Below are 24,430 nucleotides of genomic sequence, written 5' to 3' on the forward strand. Positions count from 1 at the left end.
AATACGGGTTCGGTTTGCTTTCCGAACCCGCACGTCCTCCTGTGTTTTCCGTACTCAGTCTGCCGATAAAACTGTCTCGACATCCTCTTGTTTCGTATACAGCGTATAGAAAGCCTCTGCGACGTTTTTAGGATCGAGTGCCGTTCCGCGCTTGACTTCCCCGGCAATCGTCACTGTTCCGACGTATATACCGTCCTCTTTTAATGTATCGTGTAGCATATGCGTCACTTGACGAACACCTGCTTTACCGATTGAAAGCCCCGGTAACGACTTAATCGCTTGCATCGCAGCACCGCCGCCTGTAATCAGGATGGCTCCCTCTTTTCGTTCCTGCATCGCAGGAGCTACAAGTTGGGCGGCATGCAGTGCACCGAGGACATCGATTTCGAACTCTTTCGTGATCTGTTCCGCCGACACGTCAAGCACAGACGCTTGATGTAAAATCGAAGCATTGTAGACTAAGACATCGACTTGTCCGTACTGTTCCTCTGTCCATTCAATGAGTGACGCGATATCGGCTTTTCGAGAAGCATCACACTCCACTCCGACCGCCTCTACACCCTCTTCTTTCAGTTCCGTGATGACGGCTGCGAGGGTTTCCTGTGTCCGCGCCGCACAGACGACTTGAAAGCCTTCTCGTCCGAATCGTTTACTGATTTCATATCCGTTTCCTGGTCCTGCTCCGATGACGATGACTGTTTTCATGACATATCTCCCCTTCTCGTTTCAACTGTGATAGTTATTCCCTGAATTCAATCATTTCATTCAAAAATCAAGTAATGAAGTGCCTTTTTCTTCTTTTTCCTGCGTGACTCCCATGAAGCGCGCTAACATCGGATCGACCGCTGGTGGTTCCTTCGGTGTCGACGAAGGTAGCGATATCGTTGAGCTTGGCGTCGATTCGGATTCGAGGAGTAGTTCACAATAGACCTTCATCGCTGCAATCTGTTCTTTTTGGGTTGCCCCTGTCGTTTGATCGATCCGCTGCATCGTCTGACGCATCTTTTCGATGATGTGCTGTTCGGTAATCATATCCGATTCCTCCTTATGGTAGATTGGGGGTATGAACTTGAAAAGGATGTGTTTTCTATGATTCGTACCGCTTTAGTTGGTTTTGGTCTTGCCGGTGAACATTTACATGCCCCTTACTTAAAAGCACCTGATTATCAGTTGGTCGCCGTCCAATCCAGTCGTCCGGAAGCGGTCGCCGCCTATGACGCGACACTTCCTGTTATCCGACGCTTGAAACGTTACTTGCTCATGAACAGATTGATTTGGTCGTCATCGCGACGGCGAATGATCTGCATTACCCACTTGCACGACTCGCTTTGCTCTCGGACTGTGATGTACTTGTCGAAAAACCGTTCACTGTCACGCTTGAAGAAGCCGCAACGCTGACAGAGCTGGCACGGACACACAATCGGTTACTGACAGTTTATCACAACCGCCGGTACACGAAGGACTTCCGTACGCTGATGACCTTACTCGAGTCCGGGCGTCTCGGTACCCTTCAGACGTTCGAAGCGCACTACGACCGTTACCGTCCCGATGTCAAGGACCGCTGGCGTGAACAGGACGTTCCCGGTGCCGGACTCCTGTACGATCTCGGATCCCATTTAATCGATCAGGCACTGATCGCTTTTAACGAAATACCGGATCGTGTCTTTTGTGACCAAACGATTCAGCGACCGGGCGGAATCGTCGACGATTACACACATCTGATTTTAGCATTCGGTTCGCGCCGCGCCATCCTTCACATCGGTTCGCTCGTGCCTGCCGTTGGTCCTTCGCTGATGGTACACGGCACACAGGGCAGCTACTTCGTCGATGAAGTCGATACGAAACGAACGACCTATCAATTCGCTGAAGTCAACGGTTCTCTCGAAGAGTTCCCTTTTGTACCCGGTCACTTTGGTGATTTTTATACGGATCTTGCTCCGGCCCTTCGGCAACGAACGACACCTCCCGTTTCTGCAAAACAAGCCGAACTCGTCATGAAAATCATCGATTGTGCTCAAAAGAGTGCAAAAGTGGGTACATGGATAGAAGTAGGGTAATCATCCATTTCAGACGAACAGGGGGAAGACAATATGTTTTCAAGTACGGAACGGACAGCATGGTTAGAAGAGATGGGGCAAGAGCTTCTCGATGTACTCGTTATCGGGGGTGGGATCACAGGAGCCGGAATTCTGCTAGACGCACAAAGCCGGGGTATGCGCACTGGTTTGATTGAGATGCAGGACTTCGCTGAAGGGACATCGAGCCGTTCGACGAAACTCGTCCATGGCGGATTGCGTTATCTGAAGCAATTCGAAATTAAACTTGTTGCAGAAGTCGGTAAGGAACGTGCTATCGTCTATGAGAATGCCCCGCACGTGACGACACCGGAGTGGATGATGCTTCCACTCGTCGAAGGCGGAACGTTCGGCAGTTTCTCGACATCCATCGGCTTACGTGTCTATGACCAACTCGCTGGAGTCAAACGGAACGAACGCCGGACGATGCTCAGTAAGGAAGAAACATTAGGTTACGAACCGCTGTTGCGCTCGGAACATCTCGTCGGCGGCGGGCGTTATGTTGAATATAAAACGGATGATGCACGCCTGACGGTTGAAGTCTTAAAAGCGGCCATCGGGTATGGCGGACGGGCCGTCAACTACACGAAAGCCGAGTCACTCGTCTATCACAACGGAAAAGTCGTCGGCGTTGAAGTACGTGACGTCTTAAGTGGAAAAACCTATACGATCCGGGCGAAGAAAATCATCAATGCAACGGGTCCATGGGTCGATGAACTGCGTGAAAAAGACGGGTCAAAAGCCGGAAAATCACTTCATTTGACGAAAGGGATTCACCTTGTCATCGATCAATCTCATTTCCCGTTGCAACAGGCTGTCTATTTCGATGTGCCGGACGGACGGATGATCTTTGCAATTCCGCGCGAAGGCAAGACATACGTCGGAACGACGGATACGAACTATAAAGGAGACATTCTCGAACCTGGCGTCACTGCCGAGGACCGGGATTATATCCTAGAAGCTACGAATCAAATGTTCAACGTCGATTTGCGACCAGAACACGTCGAATCGACTTGGTCGGGACTTCGTCCGCTGATTCATGAAGACGGAAAAGATCCGAGTGAACTGTCCCGTAAAGATGAGATTTTCGTCTCGAAATCCGGTCTCATGTCCATCGCAGGTGGAAAACTGACCGGGTATCGTAAAATGGCAGAGCGCATCATCGATATGGTCGCTGATCAATTCAAAACGGAAGAAAATCGGATTTATCTCGCATCACGCACACACGATATTCTGCTTGGTGGAGGTCATCCACAAGGGAGTAAAGGATTTGCACGTTATGTAAAAGAACAGCAACCAAAAGGGGAAGCACTTGGATTGTCCCCAGATGAAACGACATGGCTGATTCAGCGTTACGGTACGAACGTCGAACGCGTCTTCGAATTGATCCGGACGCGTGGGGACGAAGCCGCTCGTTATCAACTACCGCTTCACTGGTTCGGTGCCCTTCTATACGGACTCGAAGCTGAACTCGTCATGCAACCCGGTGACTTCCTGAACCGCCGTGCTTCAGCTGTCTTCTTTGATTTCCCGCATGCGGAACAATACGCAGACGGTGTTCTCGCCTTGATGCGTAGCGAACTCGGCTGGTCGGCAGAAGACGAAGCGAAAGCCAATGAAAGCATTCGTCGTGAATTCGATGCCGTCCGCGTCAAAGGACCTGTCCCGCAATAATGCTACGAAACAAGACCCGGTCGCTTACCTGCGACCGGGTCTTGTGCGTTACTTCTCTTCTTGTGAAGCCGCTAATTCAGCAGCCCCTATATTTCCTGGGTGTAGATTCGAACTCTTCCGCGCAAAAGTAAAGTAAATGACTAAACCGATGGCGAGCCAGATTCCGAAAGCAATCCACGTCTCCTGCTTTAAGTTGAACATCAAGAAGAGACATGCAGCGATGGCTGCGATTGGAACATACGGCATACCCGGACATTTGAACGCCCGCGGGAGATCCGGTTGTGTCTTCCGAAGAATCAAGACAGCGACAGAGATCAAGACGAATGCTGCGAGTGTTCCCATGTTGACGAGGTTCGCAATGACATCAAGCGGAACGAATCCTGCGACGAGTGAGCTACCGAGTCCAATCATCCAAGTCGCCTTGAATGGCGTTTGGTACTTCGGATGTACTTCAGAGAAGATTTTCGGGAACATTCCGTCACGCGAGATGGCAAACGCAAGACGTACCATTCCGTATGTCATGACGAGAATGACCGTTGTGATTCCGAGAATCGCACCAAGATCGATGAATCCAGCAACCCAGTTTTGACCTGCCATTTGAATCGCAAGTGAGACCGGGTGATCGATTCCTTCGAACTGTTGATACGGTACGATCCCAGTCATGATAGCGGCAACGATGACGTAGAGAATCGTACAGACAGCAAGTGAACCGATGATACCGCGTGGCAAGTTCTTTTGCGGATCGCGCACTTCCTCTGCTGCCGACGTGACGGCATCAAAGCCGATGTAAGCAAAGAAAACGATCGCGGCACCCGAGAAGACGCCTCCCCAACCGAATGGCGTGAATGGTGCCCAGTTGGATGGTTCAACGTACCCGACTCCGACAGCGATGAATAACACAACGACGGCTAATTTGATGACGACCATGATGTTGTTGACACGCTTCGTCTCCTTAATTCCCATCGATAATAATGCCGTGATCGCAAAGAGGATCAGGAAGGCCGGAAGGTTGAAGTATGTCTTCGCCCCCTCGATGGCACCAGGTGCTGCCGAGAGCGCAGTCGGCACATGGATATTGAATCCCGCGAGTAAGGACTGGAAGTACCCGGACCATCCGGCTGCAACGGCACTGGAGGCGAGTCCATATTCGAGAATCAAGTTCCAGCCGATGATCCAGGCGAAGATTTCCCCCATCGTTGCGTACGTATACGTATAGACGGATCCACTGACCGGAATCGTCGAGGCGAATTCAGCGTAAGCAAGAGCAGCCAGACCACAGGCGATGGCAGATAAAATGAAAGATACGATAAGTCCTGGTCCTGCAGTCAATGCTCCTGTTCCCGTCAAGACGAAGATTCCGGTTCCGATGATGGCGCCAATTCCTAAAAATGTTAAATCCATCGCGCCAAGATTTCGAGCAAGTCCACTGTTTCGTTTACTTGCCGCAATCATAGCGGAAACATCTTTTTTCCGCGTCAAACTCATGATGTTGTTCCCCCTATATCTCTGTTAATTGGTTCTACAAACCGAATCGTCCGTAAGAACTTAATCAAAAATTTACGAAGTTTTCAGATAAATTGATATAGGACCATATACCTATTTGTATTTTAATATACGCTTTCATTTTTAGAATTAAAAAAAGTGCTATTAGAAAATCGCTATGTAACATCTGTTACACAGCGATTTGATATGCTTTCTTCCACTCGTTTTTTATATGGACTGTCGTGTTTTCACCCACTCCAAAAACACTTGGTAATCCAGCTTTGTTCTGGCAACATAGGCTGCTGACCACCGCTCGATTTGCTCAAGAAAAGCGGTTTCCGATACACCGATGGCTTGGATGATTTCGACATCCGCATGATGCGTCAAAACTTTTTCAGCGATACCGGCATCCTGATCGGCACGCGCGTGGATTTTGGCGGTGATTTGACCTTGAATGCAAAGAACGTTCTCCAGGTCCTCCTGACTTTTAATATGTTTTGCTTTCAATTTTTTCTTGTACGGTGAGCGCTCTCGTACATAATATTCCTTTTTTCCGATGCTGAGATAACCAAGATATGGATCTTCATGCGCCTGCATCGCTTTTTGAGATGTGATGATCCGCCGCCCTTGATGGATCGTTTCCGCTTCCGGACGATATGCCGGTACAAAAAGAGACGGAACAGCTGTTTGTGCCTGCTTCATCTCGAGAATCAAATCCTCTTCCTCCCCTGCTCCTTCAATCAGAATGTAATACCGTTCGAGACCGATCGATGCCGTTCCACTTTCCAATTTTCGAACGATATCCTTGATCGTATAAAACGATGCTTCCCTTCGATCATCTGAATCGATCGTCTCGATATAGGAAGACCAGGCAGACTGAATGGACGCTCGTGTTGCACTGTCCACCGCTTCCATATCCGGGAGCGTACAAAACCGTCTGACTCCGTTGACGATCTCTGTTCGTTCTCCCATTAAGGCATCGCGTTTCTTTTCTGCTTTTTTAATCAGCTTGCGGATCGGCCCTTTGGTATTGTCCCGTGTAAAATAAACATTGCTCGGATCCTTTCCTGCAGCATACTTCTTTAAATCATGGACATACTCCAGTACATAGTTTTGAATCGCGGGGGCTGGATCGTATCCCGCCTCTTCTGCAAACAGTCGAACGGAGACTGCCATTCGAATCAAATCGTACAGGTAGGATCCTAAGTACCCTTCATCAAAGTCATTGACGTCGTAGATGATTTCCCCTTTTGCATTGCCGTGGACACCAAAGTTCTCAAAGTGAAGATCCCCTTGAATCCAGGTCGGTTTATCCTGCGGTGTATCAAAACCGAGTGGAATGCGCGTGACATCATAGTAAAAAAGATGCGAGCTGCCTCGGAAAAAGCGAAACGGACTCAAACTCATCTTGTCGTATTTTTCCTGACGTGCTGTCTCATTCAGTTGTCGGATTTCATGATCGTAGAAATCAAGAACCTTCGCAATCGTCATCTGTCGGATTTCTTCATACACGGGTTGAAACATTCTATTCACTCCTCTCGAATTGTAAAAAAAGAGCAGTCAAAACGAAATCGTTTGACTACTCCTTGTGTGTTACTCGAAATGTTTTTTATATTCCCCGTATCCTGCCGAATCAAGCTCTTCGAGCGGAATAAATCGTAACGCCGCTGAGTTGATACAGTAGCGAAGACCGCCAAGTTCTGTCGGACCATCATCGAAGATATGACCAAGGTGACTATCTGCATTCGCAGAACGAACTTCTGTCCGTGTCATCCCGTGACTCGTATCGAGTTCAACTTCCATCTTGTCTTCTGAGATCGGTTTAGCAAAGCTTGGCCATCCACAGTTTGACTGGAATTTATCTTTCGATGTGAAGAGTGGTGTACCATCGACGATATCGACATACAGTCCCGGACGTTCTTCATCCCAGTATTCATTACGGAAAGCAGGCTCTGTTCCGTTCTCTTGTGTGACTTTATACTGAATCGGTGTCAGACGCTCCTTCAGCTCTTTCTCTTTACCATGATCCTTCCACGCTTCCTTGATGAATTTTGCGCGACCTGAGCCGACGCTGTACATCTGATAACGGAACGGATTCTTTTTATAATAATCTTGGTGATATTCTTCAGCTGGCCAGAACGGTTTTTCCGGACGAATCTCTACCGCGACCGGACGTGAGAAACGTCCTGATGCGTCAAGCGCTGCTTTTGAACGTTCCGCCGCTTCACGCTGTGCTTCATCGACATAAAAGATTGCTGGCTGATACGATTCACCACGGTCATTGAATTGACCACCACCATCTGTCGGATCGATTTGGCGCCAGAAAATCTCGAGTAATTCTTCATACGTGATGACGGACGGATCGTACGTCACTTCGACTGCCTCCAAGTGACCTGTCGTTTCCGAACAGACCTCTTTATAAGTCGGGTTCTCTGTATGACCACCGGTATATCCTGAAATGACCTGCTCTACCCCATCATATTTATGGAATGGCTTGACCATGCACCAGAAACAACCACCTGCAAATATTGCTTTTGCCATCTATCTTCCCCTCCTCTGTATATGACTATTTTACCTCGTTCAGAGAATGGACTCGACTTTCCTGCTCATTCAATCCTCCGGGTTCGCTTTTAGGCGACGCATGACGAAATAGATGGCCGCAAAGACAAGGAGAAGTCCTCCAAGCGAATACCAGATGTTATTCAACCGATAAATCATTTGGTACAAGGCAAGTGTCACAAGCAATAACGCAATCGGTAAGAAGGCCCGCTTAAAGTGATACCAGTAGTTCATGAAGATCGCCTCCTGTTTTTCTTTCATCTTACCTGATATATCCTCCCTTCTGCGAGAAGATTATTCAGCCTGACGGTACTCCTCCTCAAGATAGGTCCGGTACTTCGTTTCCCAGGCGTTTAGCGACACACGCCATAAAAGAACCGTCAGTACGACAAGGAATCCGGTAATCGGCCAAAACCAGTTGGAGACGATGCCCGAGATAGAAGCGAGCCCGATCTCTGAAAATAGAACATATGTCCAGACGATGGAGGCACAAAGTAAGATCGAGACCGGGATTGCGTATTTCCATGGGACGAGTTCGACCGCGTGGCGCCGATTGACTCTTCCCGTTTGAACCGCCGGATACCGGTAACCCATGAACACCATGAACGCGACTTCGATGGCAAGGAGAATGCCGTATCCGTGAATGTAGCTGATTCCGTGATTCCAGCCAAATAACTGTCTGAAACCGAAGACGAACAGATAATAGGCGAACACATGGAAAACGATGACGATTTTCGCAGCAATCGCCGGAATCCGTTTCATGAAAATCCCCATCAAGACGATAACGAGAATCGGAATGTTGAAAAATCCTGTGAATTGTCGGATCAAACTCCATAAGCCATCCGGTGCATACATCAAAAATGGCGCGATGATGAAGGAAATCAGGGCTACGATAGACCCGAACCATTTACTGACACGGATCAGGTGCTCATCACTTGCCCCTTTCGCAAATACAGGCTGATAAATGTCGAGTACAAAAAGCGTTGCGATACTGTTTAGCAACGAGTTGAATGAACTGAAGACAGCTCCGAGCAAGACCGCTAAAAAGAATCCCATGAGTGAGACAGGCAACAACTCGGTAATCAGTCGCGGATAGGACAGGTCCCCGCTCGTCAACGTATTCCCATATAAGTGATAGGCGATGATACCGGGAATCAGCATGAAGACCGGAACGAGTAACTTTAGGAATCCTGTCATCAAGACACCCTTTTGTCCTTCTTTTAGATTCTTTGCTCCGAGGACACGCTGGATGACATATTGATTCAGTGACCAGTAAAATAAATTGGCAAATAAAATACCTGTAAAAATCGAAAAGAATGGGACGGCATCCGTCGAACTGCCGATGGCGTTTAATTTCTCAGGCTGTACAGTAGCGATCGTCTTCATCCCCTGCACTAGACTTCCGTCACCGAGAGTAATGAACCCAAGAATCGGAACAAGAAATCCAACAAAAACGAGCCCGATCCCGTTAAGCGTATCGGAGACGGCAACGGCACGTAATCCTCCGAAGATCGCATAAATCGCTCCGATGATTCCGACGATCCAGACGACTACCCATAACGACTGTGTATAGCTCAAACCGAATAGTTCTGGCACGTCAAACAGCTGCAGGACAGCGATTCCGCCCGAATAGAGCATTGATGGAATCGTCACACACATGTAACCAAGCAAAAAAAGCAGGACCGTCATCCGGCGAACCGTTTCGTCATACCGGTGACTTAAGTATTCCGGTAACGTCGAGATCTCGAGACCTAAAAATTTTGGAAGCAGATAGATGGCCATGATGATCGCAGCAAACCCAGCGGTGACTTCCCATGCCATACTGGACATGTTCCCCATGAAGGACTGTCCATTCAGTCCAATCAACTGCTCTGCTGATAAATTCGTCAACAGCAAGGAACCGGCAATAAAAATACCACTCAATCCCCGACCTGCTAAAAAGTATTCATCGGCGCCCTGTGTTTTTCCCCGGGTCAACCGGTACGATATGTAAGCAACCAATAACATAAAAAAAGCAGCGGAACCTAGTGTAAAGAACAGTTCAGATGTCGTCATGCTTCTCCTCCTCATCTCCCATTTCAAATGCTATGCATGAATAAGTATTCATGTATTCCTTTTTTATACTTTTTTAAAACTATATTCTAGAAAACGTTTTCATGAACGGAAACAAAAAACCACCTTCTTTGTGAAGGTGGTTCCTATATTAGGATTGACGAGGATGTTCCGGGAAGTCCATCTCGTCATAACGAACGATCGACGTCCGGTTTTTGAATTTATGTCCCAACCAGAAAGCAAGGAATAATGGAATACCAATATACGTCGCGGCAATTCCGACCCAATCAATCTGGTCCGCGAGGAATGCCGCATAATTTTGACCGACGATGACAAGGAAACAAAGACCGAACGCGAACAACGGACCGAATGGGAACGCCGGTGCCACGTAAGGTAAATCGTTCAATGAGTGTCCTTGAGCGACGAATCCTTTACGGAAACGGTAGTGGCTGATCGCAATTCCGAGCCACGCGATGAATCCGGTCATCCCGGAAGCGTTGAGTAACCATAGATATACCTGTCCACCAAACATCGATGTCAGGAAACAGAGCGCACCGATCGCCCCTGTTGCGAGCAGGGCATTACGCGGTACACCGTTTTTTGAGACTTTTGCGAACAGCTTCGGCGCGTCTCCTTGACGAGCCAATGTATAGAGCATCCGCGTCGATGCATACATCCCCGAGTTTCCGGCAGATAGAACCGACGTCAAGATGACGGCGTTCATGAGTGCTGCTGAGAAGGCAAGACCCGCTTTTTCAAAGACGAGCGTAAACGGACTAACCGCGACGTCCGTAATGTCATTTGAAACGAGATTCGGACTCGTATAAGGAATGAGCATACCGATGACGAAAATCGCAAAGACGTAGAAGAGTAAAATACGCCAAAAGACTTGTCGAACGGCCTTTGGCACATTCTTTTTCGGATCTTCCGACTCACCCGCTGCAATTCCGACGAGTTCCGTACCTTGGAAGCTGAATCCGGCAACGAGGATGATACCGATGACGGTAGGAATCCCGCCGACGAATGGTGCGTCACCCAGTGCGAAGTTTTTGAATCCGACTGGCGGCTCCGATGTGAAGACACCGAAAATCATCGCGACACCAACGACTAGGAAAACGATGACCGTAACGACCTTGATCATCGCAAACCAATACTCGGCTTCCCCGAATCCTTTGACGGAGAAGTAGTTCAAGCCGATCATCAGTACTAGGAATAAAGCACTGAAATAAAATCCTGGAACGTCCGGGAACCAGTACGTCATGACGATTTGTGCTGCAACGAGTTCAACCGCAATCGTGACTGCCCAGTTGTACCAGTAGTTCCAGCCTAAGGCAAAGCCGAATGATGGATCGACGAATTTCGTTCCGTAAGTCGAGAAGGAACCGGCGACCGGCATATACGCTGCCATTTCTCCAAGACTCGTCATCAGGAAATAGACCATCAGACCGACGATGGCATAGGACAGGAGTGCACCGCCCGGGCCTGCCGCTGCCACGGAAGCACCGGACGCGATGAAGAGTCCTGTTCCGATAGCTCCACCAATGGCGATCATCGACATGTGACGGGCTTGCAGCCCCCGTTTTAATCCTTCGGCCGTCGAATCCGTTGTTTGTTTGACATCTAAATTGTTCATTTCGTTCGCTTCTCTCTGTATGAATTTTTGTGAGAGGACACTTTTTGAATGAAAAAACAAAAAGCGCCCTCATCTTCCAGATGGAAGATGAGAACGCAGCATAATAAAATGGATGCGCCTCATTCTACCGTCGTGAAAGATAGCTCTCCACAAGTGAGTGATACCCGACTTGTGACAGTATTAGACCTATTTGATCTAATCCCAATCGATCATCTTCAAAGCGATGACTGATTTCGGCAACTCTCCCTTTCTGATTACCTCATTTGCCGCTTGACGACATCCGTAACCGTACTCTTGAGAACTGCAACCTCCATCCCACTGGTTGAGTGAGAACTGATTTAATTTTGTATTACTACGACATAGTACACAAGCCGCCACGAAATTGTCAATTCCCTTTTTCGAATCTCGAGGAGTCGATGGTAAAAATCCGATAGGTTTAGTACACTAAATGGTAGAAGTCCACTGAGAGAAAGGATGCTGCTTGCATGCCACAGGAACGTGATTTGCTAACTTACCGACTCGAGGAACAGATGCGTGTCATTCTTCGCACCCTTCGACGTGAACTGAATCGTTTGTTTGAAGGAACAGCGACCCGCAGTGAATTTTTCATTTTACGGAGTCTGTCGGAAAACGGTCCCCAACGTCCGACCCTTCTCGCCGAACAGTTTGAACTGGCGACCAGTCAGGTGACTGCCTTGACGGATAAGTTATATAAACAAGGATACGTGACACGGACTCGTTCAACGGAAGACCGCCGATCCATCGTCCTTGCCTTGACAGATGACGGGGAACGCGCATTTCGAGAGCTCGAAATCGTCCGCAAAAACTATCTCCATGACCGGTTTGGTACATTGACGGAAGAAGAACTCGAGACGATGGTACAGGTTTTTGATAAAATCTTACTGACGATGGACGAAGATACTGGTTCGTCCTCTTCATAAAAAACGGTAGATTTCCTACCGTTTTTTATTTTTTCTAAACATTTATCCCTGTCTAACCGTTATCTAGATGAGTATACTGGAAGTATATATATGGAAATCTGTTAGCTGGGGGAGTTGGGAGGATTTGTTGTCCATTATGAATCAATTCATTATTAATTTTTGTTTGCTCTTTACAACGATTACTCTCTTGTTCTTACCGTTTCGAAATCAACCACGTATTTCGATACACTCCAAATGGAGCACCCGGATTATTCTCGGAGCCGTCTCTGGTCTGATTGCCGTGTTACTGATGTTCAACGGTATTCAAATTGATGTCGCCCGTGTTGACCTACGCATCATTCCCGTCGCGATCGCCATGCTGTTCGGTGGTTTCCCTAGTGCCATCGTGGCAGGTGTCATGATAATCGGTACCCGTTACGTGTTGACGCCGGTTGATCAAATGGAGGGATTCTATTTATCCACACTGATTATTTCCATTTTCATCGTGACGATTGGGATGCTACGCCGGTTCGTTCACGTTTCGATGCGATCTTTTCAGTTGATGGTGCTGATCGGCATCCTTTACTCATTACCTGCTATTTATGTGTTGACACATAGCTGGTCGACATTCATTAAAATTTCGGTTGCTTATGTCTTCTTTCATCTGTTAGCAGGCTTCGTTGCCTTTCGTCTGTTGACGGAATTACGCCGTCACTTCGAAAACATTCAGTACCAACAAAAACTCGCGATGACCGATGCCTTGACGGGGCTGGCTAACCGCCGTCGTCTCGATGACTCGCTCTCCCTGGTCAATTCCGCCGACCAAGGGTACTCCCTCGTATTGATTGATATCGATTTCTTCAAGCATGTCAACGATACATATGGTCACGACGCGGGAGATGACGTGTTACGCCAACTCGGCATGACCCTCGCCTCCTTGACGCGCCCTGACGATCTCGTCGGACGCTATGGCGGAGAAGAGTTTTTAATCATCTTACCGAACACTTCTGCTAAAGAAGCACAGAAGATAGCAGAGCTTGCCCGCATGACGGTCGCCCGGAACCTGTTCCCGACAGCGGATATACCTGATTTACAGATTACGATTTCACTCGGAATCGCGCATTCCAGCGGCTCGCATACATCTCTTGAAGCGTTACAGCAGGCGGATAAAGCGTTGTATTATTCAAAAGAGAGCGGGCGGAACCGCAGTACGATCTATACGAAAGAACTCGCGTTCCAACACGCCTGAACATGAGACACTTCCAATGTGGAGTGTCTTTTTTTACGCACTCATTGCGACTCTTTCGGAAATCCGATGCTCTCTACGGTTCCAAAGACGATCATCCGGCTTAACTGATCCGCCATATAAGTCGCCGGATAAGGGCGTCCGTTACGTAACCAGGAAATCAACAGCCCTAACTGCCCACCGATGACGTAGTTCAACAGTAAATCCCGATCGACGAAGGTCGCATCCCGTGAAATCTGTGATTGAAAGACCAGGCGGTAGTTTTCCTTTAACGTATCGAGAAAACGGGAGATGAATGTTTTGATCGGTCCTTGTACGAGCATCGTTTGGTAAAACAGCTCATTCTCTTCGATATGGATGAACAGACGAGCAAAATAACGGCTTACCTGCTCGACGGTTGGAAACACCGTTGCTGTTCCCGTAATTCGAATCGCCTGCCCCAGCGCAGCCATTTGCTCCTCGACGATTTGATCGAGTAAATCATACTTATCCGTATAGTGCGCATAAAAGGTCGACCGGTTCACCCCTGCCCCATCCGTCAACATTTTTACAGTGATACTTGAAAAGCTGTGTGCCTTTAACAATCGGAATAATTCTAGTGTAATACGGTCACGTGAACGTTTTGGTCGTGGATCTCGGCTTTGATTCATTTGCATTTTCCTCCTTTTTCAGTCCATGAATCCGTTATCATCTACTTTTCCGACATTTTGTCGGAAATTGTCGGTTGTTTGTTATCTAACTATCCATATAATTAACTATATTAATTACTCCTCCCCCAGAGGAGTACTTTTTTTGAATCGATTGTACACAAGAAAGGAATGTAAACACACCCATGAGTATGAAAAAACTATTGATCATCAACATCGTCACACTCATCGTATTGATCGGTGGTGGTGTCGTCGGATACTACTATTACGATCAAGCGACAAGCTACGTTAAGACAGACAACGCGAAGATTGACGGAAAAATGATAACGGTTGCGAGTCCGAGCGCCGGGAAACTGACAGATTGGTCAGCAAAAACAGGCGAATCGCTCGACAGCGGCGCAACACTTGGTCACATCATGACAGCACAAGCGGGTCAAAAACCAACAGATCTTTCTGTTTCCATGCCTGCAAAAGCAACGATCGTTCAGTCGATGGCGACAAAGAACGGCTTTGTCGGTGCCGGTACACCACTTGCTTATGCATTTGATTTAAATAACCTTTGGGTCACAGCAAATATCGAAGAAACGGAAATCGACGAAATCAAAGTCGGACAAGCCGTCGACGTCTACGTCGACAGCTATCCTGATACGACACTTTCCGGTGAAGTCGAGCAAATCGGGATGACAACAGCTTCAACGTTCTCGATGATGCCTTCTTCAAACGGAAATGCGAACTACACGAAAGTCGCACAAGTCATTCCAGTTAAAGTATCACTTTCGCAAGAAAAATCACTCGACATTCGACCTGGTATGAATGTGACCGTCCGCATTCATAAGGATTAAGGAGGGACGTTCATGTCTACGACCTTCTTGTTCGGATATAGTGCGTTCACGATTCTAATCATTATCGGCGTCAACTGGATCGCCCGCCGGAATCGTCAATCCGACATCGCACTGGCTACGGATGGACCGACACTTGAGGAATCTCTCGAGACGGAACCGACGATGACCGTGACACCAGCAGTCGCAGCACCGCCAAAACAAGTTTCAACCGAAAATGTCAGCATTCCAAAAGTATTGACGGTCTTATTGATCGGCATGTTCATCGCGATTTTGAACCAGACATTGATTAATGTCGCGTTACCGGTGCTGATCAATGACTTTAACGTGTCGACGTCTACGGCTCAGTGGCTGACGACCGGATTCATGCTCGTCAACGGAATCTTGATTCCGATCAGTGCCTTTTTGATGCGCAGTTATACGTTCCGCCAACTGTTCCTCGCCTCGATGACGCTCTTTTTCTTCGGATCGATCATCTGTTCGATGGCGATGAACTTCCCCGTCATGATGATCGGGCGTGTCGTTCAAGCAGCGGGGGCCGGTATCTTGATGCCGCTTGGATCAAATGTCTTCATGACATTGTTTCCACCGCATAAACGTGGTGCCGCAATGGGCATGCTCGGGATCGCGATGATTCTCGCTCCGGCAGTCGGACCAACGATCACAGGATATGTCATCCAAAACTATGATTGGCACGTCATGTTTTATGCGATGTCATTCTTTGGATTAGTAACACTGTTGCTCGGTGCCGCTTGGTTCCGGCTGACACAGCCACTATCGAAACCTGCTTTTGATGCACTTGGTGTGTTATTCAGTACGATCGGGTTCGGGAGTCTCCTTTACGGATTTAGTGAAGCCGGGAATGACGGTTGGGATAGCCCAATCGTCATCGGCTCGATTGTCATCGGTTTAATCGGAATCGCTGCTTTTGCGATGCGTGAGCTGTCGATGGAAGATCCGATGCTGAATATTCGCGTCTTAAAGGTTCCGGAGTTTTCGTTCACCCTCTTCATCAACGTCATCGTCACGATGGCCTTGTTCGGTGGGATGTTACTTTTACCCATTTACCTTCAAAGTATTCGTGGGTTCTCGCCGGTCGATTCCGGTCTTCTACTATTACCTGGATCACTGATCATGGGAATCACCGGACCGATTGCCGGTCGTTTATTTGACCGCTTCGGCATTCGTCCGCTCGCCATCTTCGGTTTGACGTTGATGACGTACGGAACATGGGAATTGACACAATTGAACATGGATACGTCGTATTACTCGATCATGGGCATCTATATGCTTCGGTCATTCGGCATGGCGTTCATCATGATGCCGATCATGACTGCCGGTATGAACGCTTTACCGATGAAGATGATTCCTCATGGAAATGCGACACAAAACACGCTCCGTCAAGTCGCCGGATCGATCGGAACGGCGATTCTCGTCACCGTCATGACACGTCAAACGACGGCTCACTTAGCGGACGACGCGAATCAGTTCACGGTACTTGATCCGACGCTTTCACAACACTTAAACGACCTCGGACAGCAGCTCGGCAGTTCACAAGCTGCATCGATGAGCTGGTTTACGACGCTGACGAAACAAGCGACGATTCAAGGAATCACCGATGCCTTTTGGATTGCGACAATCTTATCTGCCTTGGCATTGATTTTATCCTTCTTCTTACATGGTAAAAAAGAACCGAATCTTGATTGATTCAGGATCGACCAGTTGATACCACATCAACTGGTCTTTTCTTATACTTTACGAAAAGTTCTTCTTTGCACTTCAGCCTTAAAATCGATACACTAGGAACAATGAGTTTCATATTTAAAGGAGATGCTTTATGGTTGCCTTTCTGCAATTCTATGCGTTCATCTTTGCTTGTTGTTTTGCTTGGCAAGTCGGTCGACCATCCTCTTGGTCGCAAAAGATTGTTCGTGCCTTTTTAACCAGTGTCAACGGGCTCTTCGTATTTGCACGTGCCTCGATCTCCATCTTTTTGTTAGTCGGACCACTATTACTCGTCACATATCTTGTCTTTCCGCGGTTGATCACTTTTGAAAATGGTTTAGCGATGGTGATTAGTGTACTCGTCATCGGACTGGTCGATCGCCTTGTCAGTCTCGTCGTCCTGCCACTTATGCGCTCCTTTTTCCTAAAACGTCAACGCGTCATGCCACAATCGGTGGAAATGGTGCTCTATACGGCGGCAATGGCTGTCCTGCTCTTCATCCAGCTTCATGCTGTACCTGGCGTTCAGATTCATGCTGCGTTAACGATTTTCCTTGGGTTTACGATTTATTTTGCGCACTATTTATTTGCACTGTACCGCATTCGAATGATGAAGAAAAAACTGACGACTGTCGCTCAGGAAAAAGATGAACGGAAAGCCTCTTAGTCCGAATACACGGAAGGACGATTTTCTCTCGGAAATCGTCTTTTTGTTTTCTGAAAAATAACATTGACAATGATAATCGTTATCATTTATAGTGAAAACGTACTCAGTGAGGAGATGAATGCCATGCATGCCCAACAAGTGATCGCAAAACGTCGCTCCATCCGGTCCTACACGGATCAACCCGTACCCGCAGAATTGATTGAAGAGTTACTCGAAACAGCAATTTATGCGCCGAACCACAAATTACGGGAGCCGTGGCGCTTTGTTCTTGCAATCGAAGAAGGACAGAAACGTTATGTCGATGCGTTGATGGAGTTGCTGACAGCACGTGGTCAATTCGAGACGAAAACACCGGAACAACGGCAACAGGCAGAGCAAAAGTTACGAGAAGTGCCGGTCTATTTAACAGTTCTCTGCGCAACCCAAGGAACACCGGATCAACAGCTAGAAGATACGCTCGCAACGGCTGCCATGATTCAAAATTTGCAGTTACTGGCGACAGAACGAGGACTCGGGTGTTGCTGGAAAAGCGGAAAACACTGGTTTACACCGGAGTATGCAACGCTCGTCCATGCTACAGAAGCGGAACGTGTACTTGGCGTCATTCAAATCGGCTGGCCAGCGGTCGTTCCACCTGTTAAACCTAGAACGTCCGCGACGGACAAGTTGACGCACTTTTAAGAGGTGCGCATTCTGCGAGCTACCCCTGCTCGCGCCAATCAAGCCCCAATTCAAAAATAAAAACGTTCCGATGACGTCTCTCTCCCCAAATGGAGACGCTATCGGAACGTTTTTTTGTAATCAGACCGGAGTCTTCGCATAGACCGGTGCTTCCGGTACCGTATCATACAGGATATGATCGACGATTCGTTTCGTCGCTTCTCCATCTTGATACGTAAAGAAACGATTCGCAAACGTTTCTATTTTTTGTGTATCGAACTGACCGGCCTTAATCCAATCAATGACGTCTTCAAACGTCGAGACGATCGGTCCCGGTACGAACGCTTCGTACGGGAAATAGAAGTCACGCTCTGCCTTATACGACTGCAGGTCATTCACAAGGAAGATCATCGGTTTTTGTAACAACGCGAATTCAAAGATGACGGACGAATAATCCGTAATCAGAATATCCGCAAGTTGCATCAAATCATTGATGTCCGGATAATCCGTCATGTTGATGATTTGATCCGCATAGGCTTCCGGTACGACAGGTGGATTCAAGACAAACGGGTGCATCCGCAACAGTAAAATCGTATCGGGTCCGAGTTCCTGACGAAACTTTTCAAAATCTAGCTCCTGATCGTAATGGGCAGTAGTTTGACCGTTCCCCCGAAATGTCGGGGCAAGAAGAATCACTCGTTTTGTCCGCCATTCCGGATGACGCTCATAGAATTTCTCCCGGACACGTGCCTGGCGTGCTGGATTCAGCAACTGGTCCGTCCGTGGAACGCCTAGCGGATGAATCCGTTCCTCCGTCATACCGAATGCTTCCGCATAAGGAGCGAGACATGCCTCACCCGAGACATAGACCTTGCTGTAGTTTCGATGAATCTGAACCATCTTCAAATAATCGTCATCGGGTGAATACGATTTATCGAGTACGCTATATCCGAACTTCTTAAAGGCACCGCATGCATGCCACAGCTGAATGACTTCGGTCCCTTTACGCAAAGGCGAGACGTAGACCGGGTAATAATAGTCATCGATGATGAAATAACGAGCTGTCGCCAATTCATATGTCGCACGCATCATATGAAAGACATAGCTGATTTGACCGCCGAGAGACTGTGGAAATCGCTTCAGTAAAAAAACATAGCGGTACCCTAAATCACGCTGCTCTAATTCATCGTAGACGGCACGGAAGTTATCGACGAGGCGATCCGAACGATACGTCGCAAAGACCACTTTGTTCGATTGGATCGGCAGTCGTTTCGTCACCCAGTACGTCAGGGCAAGCAGATAATGGACCGTTCGTCGTTGAAGCAGACGGATTTTCTGTTTCATGAACACGTCACCTCTAATCGAAGGGGCCTCATTACATGCACCATTCCATGACTGTCTTTCCGAAACGATTCGTTAAATCGTTTTCGAACGCTTTATGGATATCCTCGATCTGACGGATTTGGAAGACACCAGAGACTAAATTCGACAAGTATGCCGGAATGTCAGGATGTGTTTGATACAATTCCATCGTCCGGGCAAAATCAGCCGGTGTACTGCGACTCGATCCATAAACACGCAGTCCTTTTTCAAGAATCATGCGCGTGTTGATCGCCACTGCATCTTCCGATACACCAAGTAATGCCATCGTTCCTTCCGGGATGATGTAATCGATCATCTGATTGATTGCATACTGACTACCGATTCCCCCGACGCACTCAAAACCGTGGTTGAACGAGACGTCTGCTGGAATCCGGTCGATATGATACGTCTCATCCGCGAATGAGAAATAATCCAGTTTCGACTGGGTTTTACCGAAGACGAGCAGTTTGGCTTCCGGGTACAATTTCCGTAACAACAGTGCTGTGATAAAACCAAGATTGCCGTCTCCCCACACTCCGAACGTCTCTCGACGCGGATGGGCAATCTTCTCAAAACGCGTCAATGCATGGACAGAAACGCTGACGAGTTCCGTGAATGCTGCGACCTCAGGATCGAGATCCGCCGGCACCTCAACAAGACGATCGGCTTTCAAGAACACGTAGTCCTGCATATAACCGTCATATCCGCTCGAACGGAAGCGACTCGTCCGGAGATAGTTTTCCCCGATGATGTCATCTTCTTCTGTCGGCGTGTTCGGCACCATCGCAACGAGCATTCCTCGCTTGAACGTGCCGCTCGGATCATGGACGACTTTTCCGATACCTTCGTGAATCATGGCCATCGGCAGTTTTTTAGCTAATACTTCCGCACTGCGGCTACCCGTAAAGTAGCGCTGATCGGCGTGGCAAATCGATAGATAGGTCGGACGGACGACGACACGGTCTGTATTCAAAGACCGCTCATCGTATGTCACCTCGATTTGACGCGGTGCGACGAGTTGATAGACTTGGTTAATCATTGATGAATCCGCTCCTTCAAGATAGCATTCGCGATCCGTAGGTCGTATGGTGTCGTCACCTTGATATTAAAAAGTTCTCCCGTGACGAGGGCGACATCTTCTCCCTTAAGCAGAAGGATTTTACAGGCGTCTGTTAAAATCGCGCGTTCCTCTGCTGACAGTGATTCATAATGCGACTTCAGTTTCGTGATTTGGAAACTTTGTGGCGTCTGACCTTGATACATCTGATCGCGAACCGGAATGTCCGTGATCGTTTTACCATTCGTCGAAGCGACGATCGTATCGATTGCTGAAATGACTGTGTCACATGAACCGAATTCCTGGGCAGCCTCGATATTTTCCTTAATGATCCGATGCGTTAAGAACGGGCGGACAGCGTCGTGTGTCACGATGACATCTTCGTCAGATATCCCATTCTCTTCTTCAATCCAGTTGATCGCTGCCATGATCGACTCATTTCGATCCTGACCGCCTGGTGTGATGACGAGTCGTTCATCTTTACCGATGTATTTCTCCAAAATATCGCGTGTATAGTTGATCCAGGCAGTCGGTGTGACGATGATGATGCGGTCAAAATCCTCATGTAATAGGAATTTCTCTACTGTATGGACGATGATTGGACGTTCACCGATCGATAAGAATTGTTTCGGGCGATCGACATTCCCCATTCGTGTTCCTTTTCCTCCAGCTAAAATGGCTGCATAAATCATCTTCTGACGCAGTGTTTCGTCGTACCATCCAACGAAACACCTGCTTCCCTCCCTTATGAAATAATTCAATTTTGGTTTTTCATCCCTATCCATCAGGGTATGTGTAATGAGGTATTGCGTGTTGAAGTCTTATTTTACAAAAACACAAAAAAATAAAGAAATCCCTATCAATCTCGATTCATCACGATATAATGAGTGGTGATTTCTAGTTTCACTATACTATGTTCACATGAATTTTAAAAATCTATCATTATTGTGTAATTGCATTGTAATTATTCGAGCGAGGAGAGATTGTTTTGACAGAAGAGACACTTACGCCTACTTTGCATGCCGAGGTCACTTATTTGGAACTAGCCGGAACGACCTTTCGTTTCGAGGCACGCCTCAGCGGGCTGACTGATTTTTTACGCGCTGAACAGCTATTATTCGAACATCCTGAAACACAACAGGAAACGGAAACAGACGAACTGGAGGATGATTACATCCAGTCTGAACCCGTTGAAGATCCGGTACCGCTCGAACGTGCCGTCATCTTCCGGAATAAGCGGAATAAGCGGACGTTCATTCTTCGTTTCCCGTTCGAGGGGGACTGGACAGAGGAAAGCTTCACAGGTCAACTGGACCTGAACCACCTGACGCCTACCGGCCGTCCGTTACCGATGGGATATTTCGACGCCTTCTTCGCCATCGTACAAGGAAAGACGATTTTACATGAAGCGCCATTCGGTGATACGCGTTCCCTCATCCCTGTCGCGTACCGCGTCGATACGAAACATAGCAATGCGTTGATTTTACTCGAATACGAATTAGTGGTGCAGTATTCGGAATATAGTAACTCCCTAGGTTTCCATTCCCTAAAAAAAGGCGAATCGAAACGTCTAATTCAAGTCATCGATCGCTATAAAAAGTGGAAGAAGAACATGAAGAAACGCGCGTTTAAGTTCCGTCGCTTCACGTTCAAAGCGATTTATAACATCACGAAGTGGACGCAACCGATTCAAGAAAATAAAGTCATCCTCGCTTCTGATTCGCGGAGTGACATCAGCGGAAACTTCGCTTATATCCTAGACGAAGTGAAACGCCGTGAACTTGATCTTGACGTCAAGACGTTCTTTAAACCGAACTTACAGTCTCGTCGCGATTGGCGTGATAAATTCACTTTGCCGTATCATCTAGCAACTGCAAAAACAATCCTCGTCGATGATTTTTATCCGATGATTTATCCGCTGAACATCCGTAAAGGCAGTGATCTCGTCCAAGTCTGGCATGCAGTCGGTGCCTTCAAGACGTTCGGTTACAGCCGCCTCGGTAAACCGGGTGGTCCAAGTGCCAACTCGCTTAGTCACCGAAACTATACGAAAGCAATCGTCAGCTCACACAACGTCGCACGTCATTATGCAGAAGGGTTTGGTTTACGGGAAGATCAGGTCATCGCGACAGGTATTCCACGGACGGACATGTTCTTCGATCAAGCGTTCATCGAAGAAGCCAAGTCACGTATTTATGAGGAATATCCAATTTTCAAACAAAAGAAAGTCATCATGTTTGCTCCGACGTTCCGGGGAAATGGGGCGAAAAGTGCCTATTATGACTTTGATCAACTCGATCTCGATGCTTTATATGAAGCGTTGCATGAAGAGTATGTCTTCGTTCTTAAGCTGCACCCGTTCATCCGGCGGCGCATGGAAATTCCAGAAGTCTATGCCGACTTCTTCCTTGATTTAACGGATCACCGTGAAATCAATGAGTTGCTGTTCGTTTCAGACATCCTGATCACGGATTATTCGTCGACGTGTTTTGAGTTCTCTCTCTTGAATCGACCGATGCTGTTCTTTGCATATGATCTTGAGGACTATATCTCAAAACGTGATTTCTACTATGATTTTGAGGAGTTCGTGCCTGGTCCGATCGTCAAGACATCGGAAGAGTTGATTGAGCGGATTAAAAATCAAGACTTCGAGATGCATAATGTCAAAGCGTTCGCAGAGTACTTCTTCGAACATCAGGACGGGAAGTCAAGTGCACGATTCGTCGATCAAATTTTGCTCGGTGAGAAAAAATGACTGCTCCTATCAAACCAGTGACCACTCCGTCTTACGATCATTGGCTTGGAAACTATAAAGTCCTGCTCATCTTCACGGTCGTCTTCGGTCACTTGATCGAAACGTTCCGTGACTTGCCAGAAAATGATGTCGTCAAGATGGCCTATAACGTCATTTACCTGTTGCACATGCCTGCGTTCATCTTCATGAGCGGCTATTTCTTTAAACAAGCGCGCCCGAGACGAATCGTTGCGTTCGTCGTCCTTTATTTTATCTGGCAGTCGATTCATGAAATCTATCTGTCTTATACAGCGGACGAATCCCTGCGCGAGATGCTCGATGGATTACTCCATCCGCTCGTGCCGAACTGGACGCTGTGGTATCTGCTCGGGATCATCATCTGGCAGACGGTCACACCGGCATTTCTCGCAATGCGTCTGCCGCTCGTCGTTAGTGTGCTGTTTGCCTTGCTGATCAATGCCAATCCGGATTCGATCACGAACTTTCTATCGCTACAAAAGGTCGTCAGTTTCTATCCGTTCTTTCTGATGGGATATCTCCTCAAGGAACGCGGCTGGTTGACAGACGCCGGCTGGCGAAAGCAGCTGACGACGCCGATCGGTCGTTTAACCGGATTGGTCGTCTCACTGTTGATTGCTGTCTTCATGATCATCTGGACGAAAAACGGATTTGACACAGTCTGGCTGTTCTATCGTGATACGTACGGTGAATTTGAAGTCCCGCTTCTCAAAGGTGTTGCGATCCAGCTGTTTCTTTACGCCGTCAGCACCATCATGATTTTCTCGGTCCTGCTGATCGTGCCGCACCGGTCATTCGGGGAACGGTTCGACCAGATCGGAATTCAGACGCTTGCGATTTACCTGATCCATTCGTTCATCGTCCGGTTGTTCCGGGATTCCGTTCCACCAGCGATGACGGAGTCTCCGCTACTGTTACTTGGACTGTCGTTCCTGCTCGCTGCCGCTCTTGTCTGGTTGCTGTCGAGTCGACCGGTCGTAACGATGTTCCGGCCGCTTCTGTCACCGAATGTAAACTGGTTACTGAAAAAAGAACGCTAAACTGGCAAAAGACGTCGTC

General features: G+C 47.8%; 23 protein-coding genes and 1 riboswitch. Of the genes, 11 read left to right on the forward strand and 12 right to left on the reverse strand.

The window, feature by feature from the left end:
* Positions 1-54: 54 nt before the first annotated feature.
* The gene (locus ACRPK8_RS09260; RefSeq protein WP_432237972.1) at positions 55-705 is read right to left on the reverse strand and encodes an SDR family NAD(P)-dependent oxidoreductase; all 651 of its coding nucleotides are present in this window, start codon (positions 703-705) and stop codon (positions 55-57) included.
* Positions 706-765: 60 nt separating this feature from the next.
* Positions 766-1,032 (reverse strand): DUF5327 family protein, encoded by a 267-nt coding sequence (locus ACRPK8_RS09265; RefSeq protein ID WP_432237973.1) that lies wholly within the window; start codon positions 1,030-1,032, stop codon positions 766-768.
* Positions 1,033-1,089: 57 nt separating this feature from the next.
* Here ACRPK8_RS09265 and ACRPK8_RS09270 point away from each other — a divergent pair, with 57 nt between their 5' ends.
* From ACRPK8_RS09270 to ACRPK8_RS09280, 3 genes are read left to right on the forward strand one after another with little or no spacing between them, the layout of a single operon-like run.
* Positions 1,090-1,398: a hypothetical protein gene (locus ACRPK8_RS09270; protein ID WP_432237974.1), complete on the forward strand. Its 309-nt coding sequence runs from the start codon at positions 1,090-1,092 to the stop codon at positions 1,396-1,398.
* Positions 1,284-2,057 (forward strand): Gfo/Idh/MocA family protein, encoded by a 774-nt coding sequence (locus ACRPK8_RS09275; protein ID WP_432238037.1) that lies wholly within the window; start codon positions 1,284-1,286, stop codon positions 2,055-2,057. Before ACRPK8_RS09270 ends, ACRPK8_RS09275 begins: the two co-directional genes overlap by 115 nt.
* A 33-nt stretch (positions 2,058-2,090) precedes the next feature.
* Complete coding sequence (locus tag ACRPK8_RS09280; protein WP_432237975.1) at positions 2,091-3,749, forward strand: glycerol-3-phosphate dehydrogenase/oxidase; 1,659 nt, start codon at positions 2,091-2,093, stop codon at positions 3,747-3,749.
* Positions 3,750-3,797: 48 nt separating this feature from the next.
* Here the strand turns inward: ACRPK8_RS09280 and ACRPK8_RS09285 are convergent, their stop codons facing one another.
* From ACRPK8_RS09285 to ACRPK8_RS09310, 6 genes are all read right to left on the reverse strand, one after another.
* Entirely contained in the window at positions 3,798-5,234 is a 1,437-nt protein-coding gene (locus tag ACRPK8_RS09285; RefSeq protein WP_432237976.1) for an amino acid permease, read from the reverse strand.
* Positions 5,235-5,459: 225 nt separating this feature from the next.
* Positions 5,460-6,755 (reverse strand): DUF2252 domain-containing protein, encoded by a 1,296-nt coding sequence (locus ACRPK8_RS09290; protein WP_432237977.1) that lies wholly within the window; start codon positions 6,753-6,755, stop codon positions 5,460-5,462.
* A gap of 69 nt (positions 6,756-6,824) precedes the next feature.
* Positions 6,825-7,772, reverse strand: coding sequence for a peptide-methionine (S)-S-oxide reductase MsrA (gene msrA, locus ACRPK8_RS09295; RefSeq protein WP_035399219.1), 948 nt, complete (start codon positions 7,770-7,772; stop codon positions 6,825-6,827).
* A gap of 69 nt (positions 7,773-7,841) precedes the next feature.
* Complete coding sequence (locus tag ACRPK8_RS09300) at positions 7,842-8,024, reverse strand: hypothetical protein (RefSeq protein WP_035399267.1); 183 nt, start codon at positions 8,022-8,024, stop codon at positions 7,842-7,844.
* Positions 8,025-8,084: 60 nt separating this feature from the next.
* Complete coding sequence (locus tag ACRPK8_RS09305) at positions 8,085-9,845, reverse strand: solute:sodium symporter family transporter (RefSeq protein WP_432237978.1); 1,761 nt, start codon at positions 9,843-9,845, stop codon at positions 8,085-8,087.
* Positions 9,846-9,993: 148 nt separating this feature from the next.
* Positions 9,994-11,475 (reverse strand): amino acid permease, encoded by a 1,482-nt coding sequence (locus tag ACRPK8_RS09310; RefSeq protein ID WP_432237979.1) that lies wholly within the window; start codon positions 11,473-11,475, stop codon positions 9,994-9,996.
* A gap of 132 nt (positions 11,476-11,607) precedes the next feature.
* Positions 11,608-11,796, reverse strand: a riboswitch (Lysine riboswitch).
* A gap of 164 nt (positions 11,797-11,960) precedes the next feature.
* Here ACRPK8_RS09310 and ACRPK8_RS09315 point away from each other — a divergent pair.
* Both ACRPK8_RS09315 and ACRPK8_RS09320 read left to right on the forward strand, forming a co-directional pair.
* A complete protein-coding gene (locus tag ACRPK8_RS09315; RefSeq protein ID WP_432237980.1) occupies positions 11,961-12,416 on the forward strand; it encodes a MarR family winged helix-turn-helix transcriptional regulator in 456 nt (151 codons plus the stop codon).
* 163 nt (positions 12,417-12,579) lie between these two features.
* Positions 12,580-13,644: a diguanylate cyclase gene (locus tag ACRPK8_RS09320; RefSeq protein WP_432237981.1), complete on the forward strand. Its 1,065-nt coding sequence runs from the start codon at positions 12,580-12,582 to the stop codon at positions 13,642-13,644.
* Between the two features lie 41 nt (positions 13,645-13,685).
* On the opposite strand, the gene ACRPK8_RS09325 is transcribed toward ACRPK8_RS09320, so the two are convergent.
* Positions 13,686-14,291, reverse strand: a complete 606-nt coding sequence (locus ACRPK8_RS09325) for a TetR/AcrR family transcriptional regulator (RefSeq protein WP_432237982.1) — start codon at positions 14,289-14,291, stop codon at positions 13,686-13,688.
* 182 nt (positions 14,292-14,473) lie between these two features.
* Here ACRPK8_RS09325 and ACRPK8_RS09330 point away from each other — a divergent pair, with 182 nt between their 5' ends.
* The 4 genes from ACRPK8_RS09330 (at position 14,474) to ACRPK8_RS09345 (ending at position 18,200) form a co-directional block, all read left to right on the forward strand.
* Positions 14,474-15,130, forward strand: coding sequence for an HlyD family secretion protein (locus ACRPK8_RS09330; RefSeq protein ID WP_432237983.1), 657 nt, complete (start codon positions 14,474-14,476; stop codon positions 15,128-15,130).
* Positions 15,131-15,142: 12 nt separating this feature from the next.
* On the forward strand, positions 15,143-16,834 hold the full coding sequence (locus ACRPK8_RS09335) for a DHA2 family efflux MFS transporter permease subunit (RefSeq protein ID WP_432237984.1): 1,692 nt from the start codon (positions 15,143-15,145) through the stop codon (positions 16,832-16,834).
* A 130-nt stretch (positions 16,835-16,964) separates the two neighbouring features.
* Positions 16,965-17,519, forward strand: coding sequence for a hypothetical protein (locus ACRPK8_RS09340; protein ID WP_432237985.1), 555 nt, complete (start codon positions 16,965-16,967; stop codon positions 17,517-17,519).
* Between the two features lie 123 nt (positions 17,520-17,642).
* Complete coding sequence (locus ACRPK8_RS09345; protein WP_432237986.1) at positions 17,643-18,200, forward strand: nitroreductase family protein; 558 nt, start codon at positions 17,643-17,645, stop codon at positions 18,198-18,200.
* A 120-nt stretch (positions 18,201-18,320) separates the two neighbouring features.
* Here ACRPK8_RS09345 and ACRPK8_RS09350 read toward each other — a convergent pair whose 3' ends face one another.
* From ACRPK8_RS09350 to ACRPK8_RS09360, 3 genes are read right to left on the reverse strand one after another with little or no spacing between them, the layout of a single operon-like run.
* Positions 18,321-19,523 (reverse strand): CDP-glycerol glycerophosphotransferase family protein, encoded by a 1,203-nt coding sequence (locus tag ACRPK8_RS09350; RefSeq protein WP_432237987.1) that lies wholly within the window; start codon positions 19,521-19,523, stop codon positions 18,321-18,323.
* 31 nt (positions 19,524-19,554) lie between these two features.
* On the reverse strand, positions 19,555-20,580 hold the full coding sequence (locus ACRPK8_RS09355) for a ribitol-5-phosphate dehydrogenase (protein ID WP_432237988.1): 1,026 nt from the start codon (positions 20,578-20,580) through the stop codon (positions 19,555-19,557).
* Positions 20,577-21,290: an IspD/TarI family cytidylyltransferase gene (locus tag ACRPK8_RS09360; RefSeq protein ID WP_432237989.1), complete on the reverse strand. Its 714-nt coding sequence runs from the start codon at positions 21,288-21,290 to the stop codon at positions 20,577-20,579. The genes ACRPK8_RS09355 and ACRPK8_RS09360 overlap by 4 nt, the downstream gene beginning before the upstream one ends.
* A 296-nt stretch (positions 21,291-21,586) precedes the next feature.
* On the opposite strand from ACRPK8_RS09360, the gene ACRPK8_RS09365 reads away from it, so the two are divergent.
* The gene (locus tag ACRPK8_RS09365) at positions 21,587-23,353 is read left to right on the forward strand and encodes a CDP-glycerol glycerophosphotransferase family protein (protein ID WP_432237990.1); all 1,767 of its coding nucleotides are present in this window, start codon (positions 21,587-21,589) and stop codon (positions 23,351-23,353) included.
* 17 nt (positions 23,354-23,370) lie between these two features.
* On the forward strand, positions 23,371-24,411 hold the full coding sequence (locus tag ACRPK8_RS09370) for an acyltransferase family protein (protein ID WP_432237991.1): 1,041 nt from the start codon (positions 23,371-23,373) through the stop codon (positions 24,409-24,411).
* Positions 24,412-24,430 lie beyond the last annotated feature (19 nt).

Origin of the sequence: Exiguobacterium sp. TDN 0502 (genome assembly GCF_050846835.1) — a bacterium.
Lineage (GTDB): Bacteria > Bacillota > Bacilli > Exiguobacteriales > Exiguobacteriaceae > Exiguobacterium_A.

What these genes read in the sequence shown, in the direction of transcription:
- ACRPK8_RS09260 (WP_432237972.1), bottom strand. Translation starts at nt 705, where the DNA reads ATGAAAACAGTCATCGTCATCGGAGCAGGACCAGGAAACGGATATGAA.
- ACRPK8_RS09265 (WP_432237973.1), bottom strand. Translation starts at nt 1,032, where the DNA reads ATGATTACCGAACAGCACATCATCGAAAAGATGCGTCAGACGATGCAG.
- ACRPK8_RS09270 (WP_432237974.1), top strand. Translation starts at nt 1,090, where the DNA reads ATGATTCGTACCGCTTTAGTTGGTTTTGGTCTTGCCGGTGAACATTTA.
- ACRPK8_RS09280 (WP_432237975.1), top strand. Translation starts at nt 2,091, where the DNA reads ATGTTTTCAAGTACGGAACGGACAGCATGGTTAGAAGAGATGGGGCAA.
- ACRPK8_RS09285 (WP_432237976.1), bottom strand. Translation starts at nt 5,234, where the DNA reads ATGAGTTTGACGCGGAAAAAAGATGTTTCCGCTATGATTGCGGCAAGT.
- ACRPK8_RS09290 (WP_432237977.1), bottom strand. Translation starts at nt 6,755, where the DNA reads ATGTTTCAACCCGTGTATGAAGAAATCCGACAGATGACGATTGCGAAG.
- msrA (WP_035399219.1), bottom strand. Translation starts at nt 7,772, where the DNA reads ATGGCAAAAGCAATATTTGCAGGTGGTTGTTTCTGGTGCATGGTCAAG.
- ACRPK8_RS09300 (WP_035399267.1), bottom strand. Translation starts at nt 8,024, where the DNA reads ATGAACTACTGGTATCACTTTAAGCGGGCCTTCTTACCGATTGCGTTA.
- ACRPK8_RS09305 (WP_432237978.1), bottom strand. Translation starts at nt 9,845, where the DNA reads ATGACGACATCTGAACTGTTCTTTACACTAGGTTCCGCTGCTTTTTTT.
- ACRPK8_RS09310 (WP_432237979.1), bottom strand. Translation starts at nt 11,475, where the DNA reads ATGAACAATTTAGATGTCAAACAAACAACGGATTCGACGGCCGAAGGA.
- ACRPK8_RS09315 (WP_432237980.1), top strand. Translation starts at nt 11,961, where the DNA reads ATGCCACAGGAACGTGATTTGCTAACTTACCGACTCGAGGAACAGATG.
- ACRPK8_RS09325 (WP_432237982.1), bottom strand. Translation starts at nt 14,291, where the DNA reads ATGAATCAAAGCCGAGATCCACGACCAAAACGTTCACGTGACCGTATT.
- ACRPK8_RS09330 (WP_432237983.1), top strand. Translation starts at nt 14,474, where the DNA reads ATGAGTATGAAAAAACTATTGATCATCAACATCGTCACACTCATCGTA.
- ACRPK8_RS09335 (WP_432237984.1), top strand. Translation starts at nt 15,143, where the DNA reads ATGTCTACGACCTTCTTGTTCGGATATAGTGCGTTCACGATTCTAATC.
- ACRPK8_RS09340 (WP_432237985.1), top strand. Translation starts at nt 16,965, where the DNA reads ATGGTTGCCTTTCTGCAATTCTATGCGTTCATCTTTGCTTGTTGTTTT.
- ACRPK8_RS09345 (WP_432237986.1), top strand. Translation starts at nt 17,643, where the DNA reads ATGCATGCCCAACAAGTGATCGCAAAACGTCGCTCCATCCGGTCCTAC.
- ACRPK8_RS09350 (WP_432237987.1), bottom strand. Translation starts at nt 19,523, where the DNA reads ATGAAACAGAAAATCCGTCTGCTTCAACGACGAACGGTCCATTATCTG.
- ACRPK8_RS09355 (WP_432237988.1), bottom strand. Translation starts at nt 20,580, where the DNA reads ATGATTAACCAAGTCTATCAACTCGTCGCACCGCGTCAAATCGAGGTG.
- ACRPK8_RS09360 (WP_432237989.1), bottom strand. Translation starts at nt 21,290, where the DNA reads ATGATTTATGCAGCCATTTTAGCTGGAGGAAAAGGAACACGAATGGGG.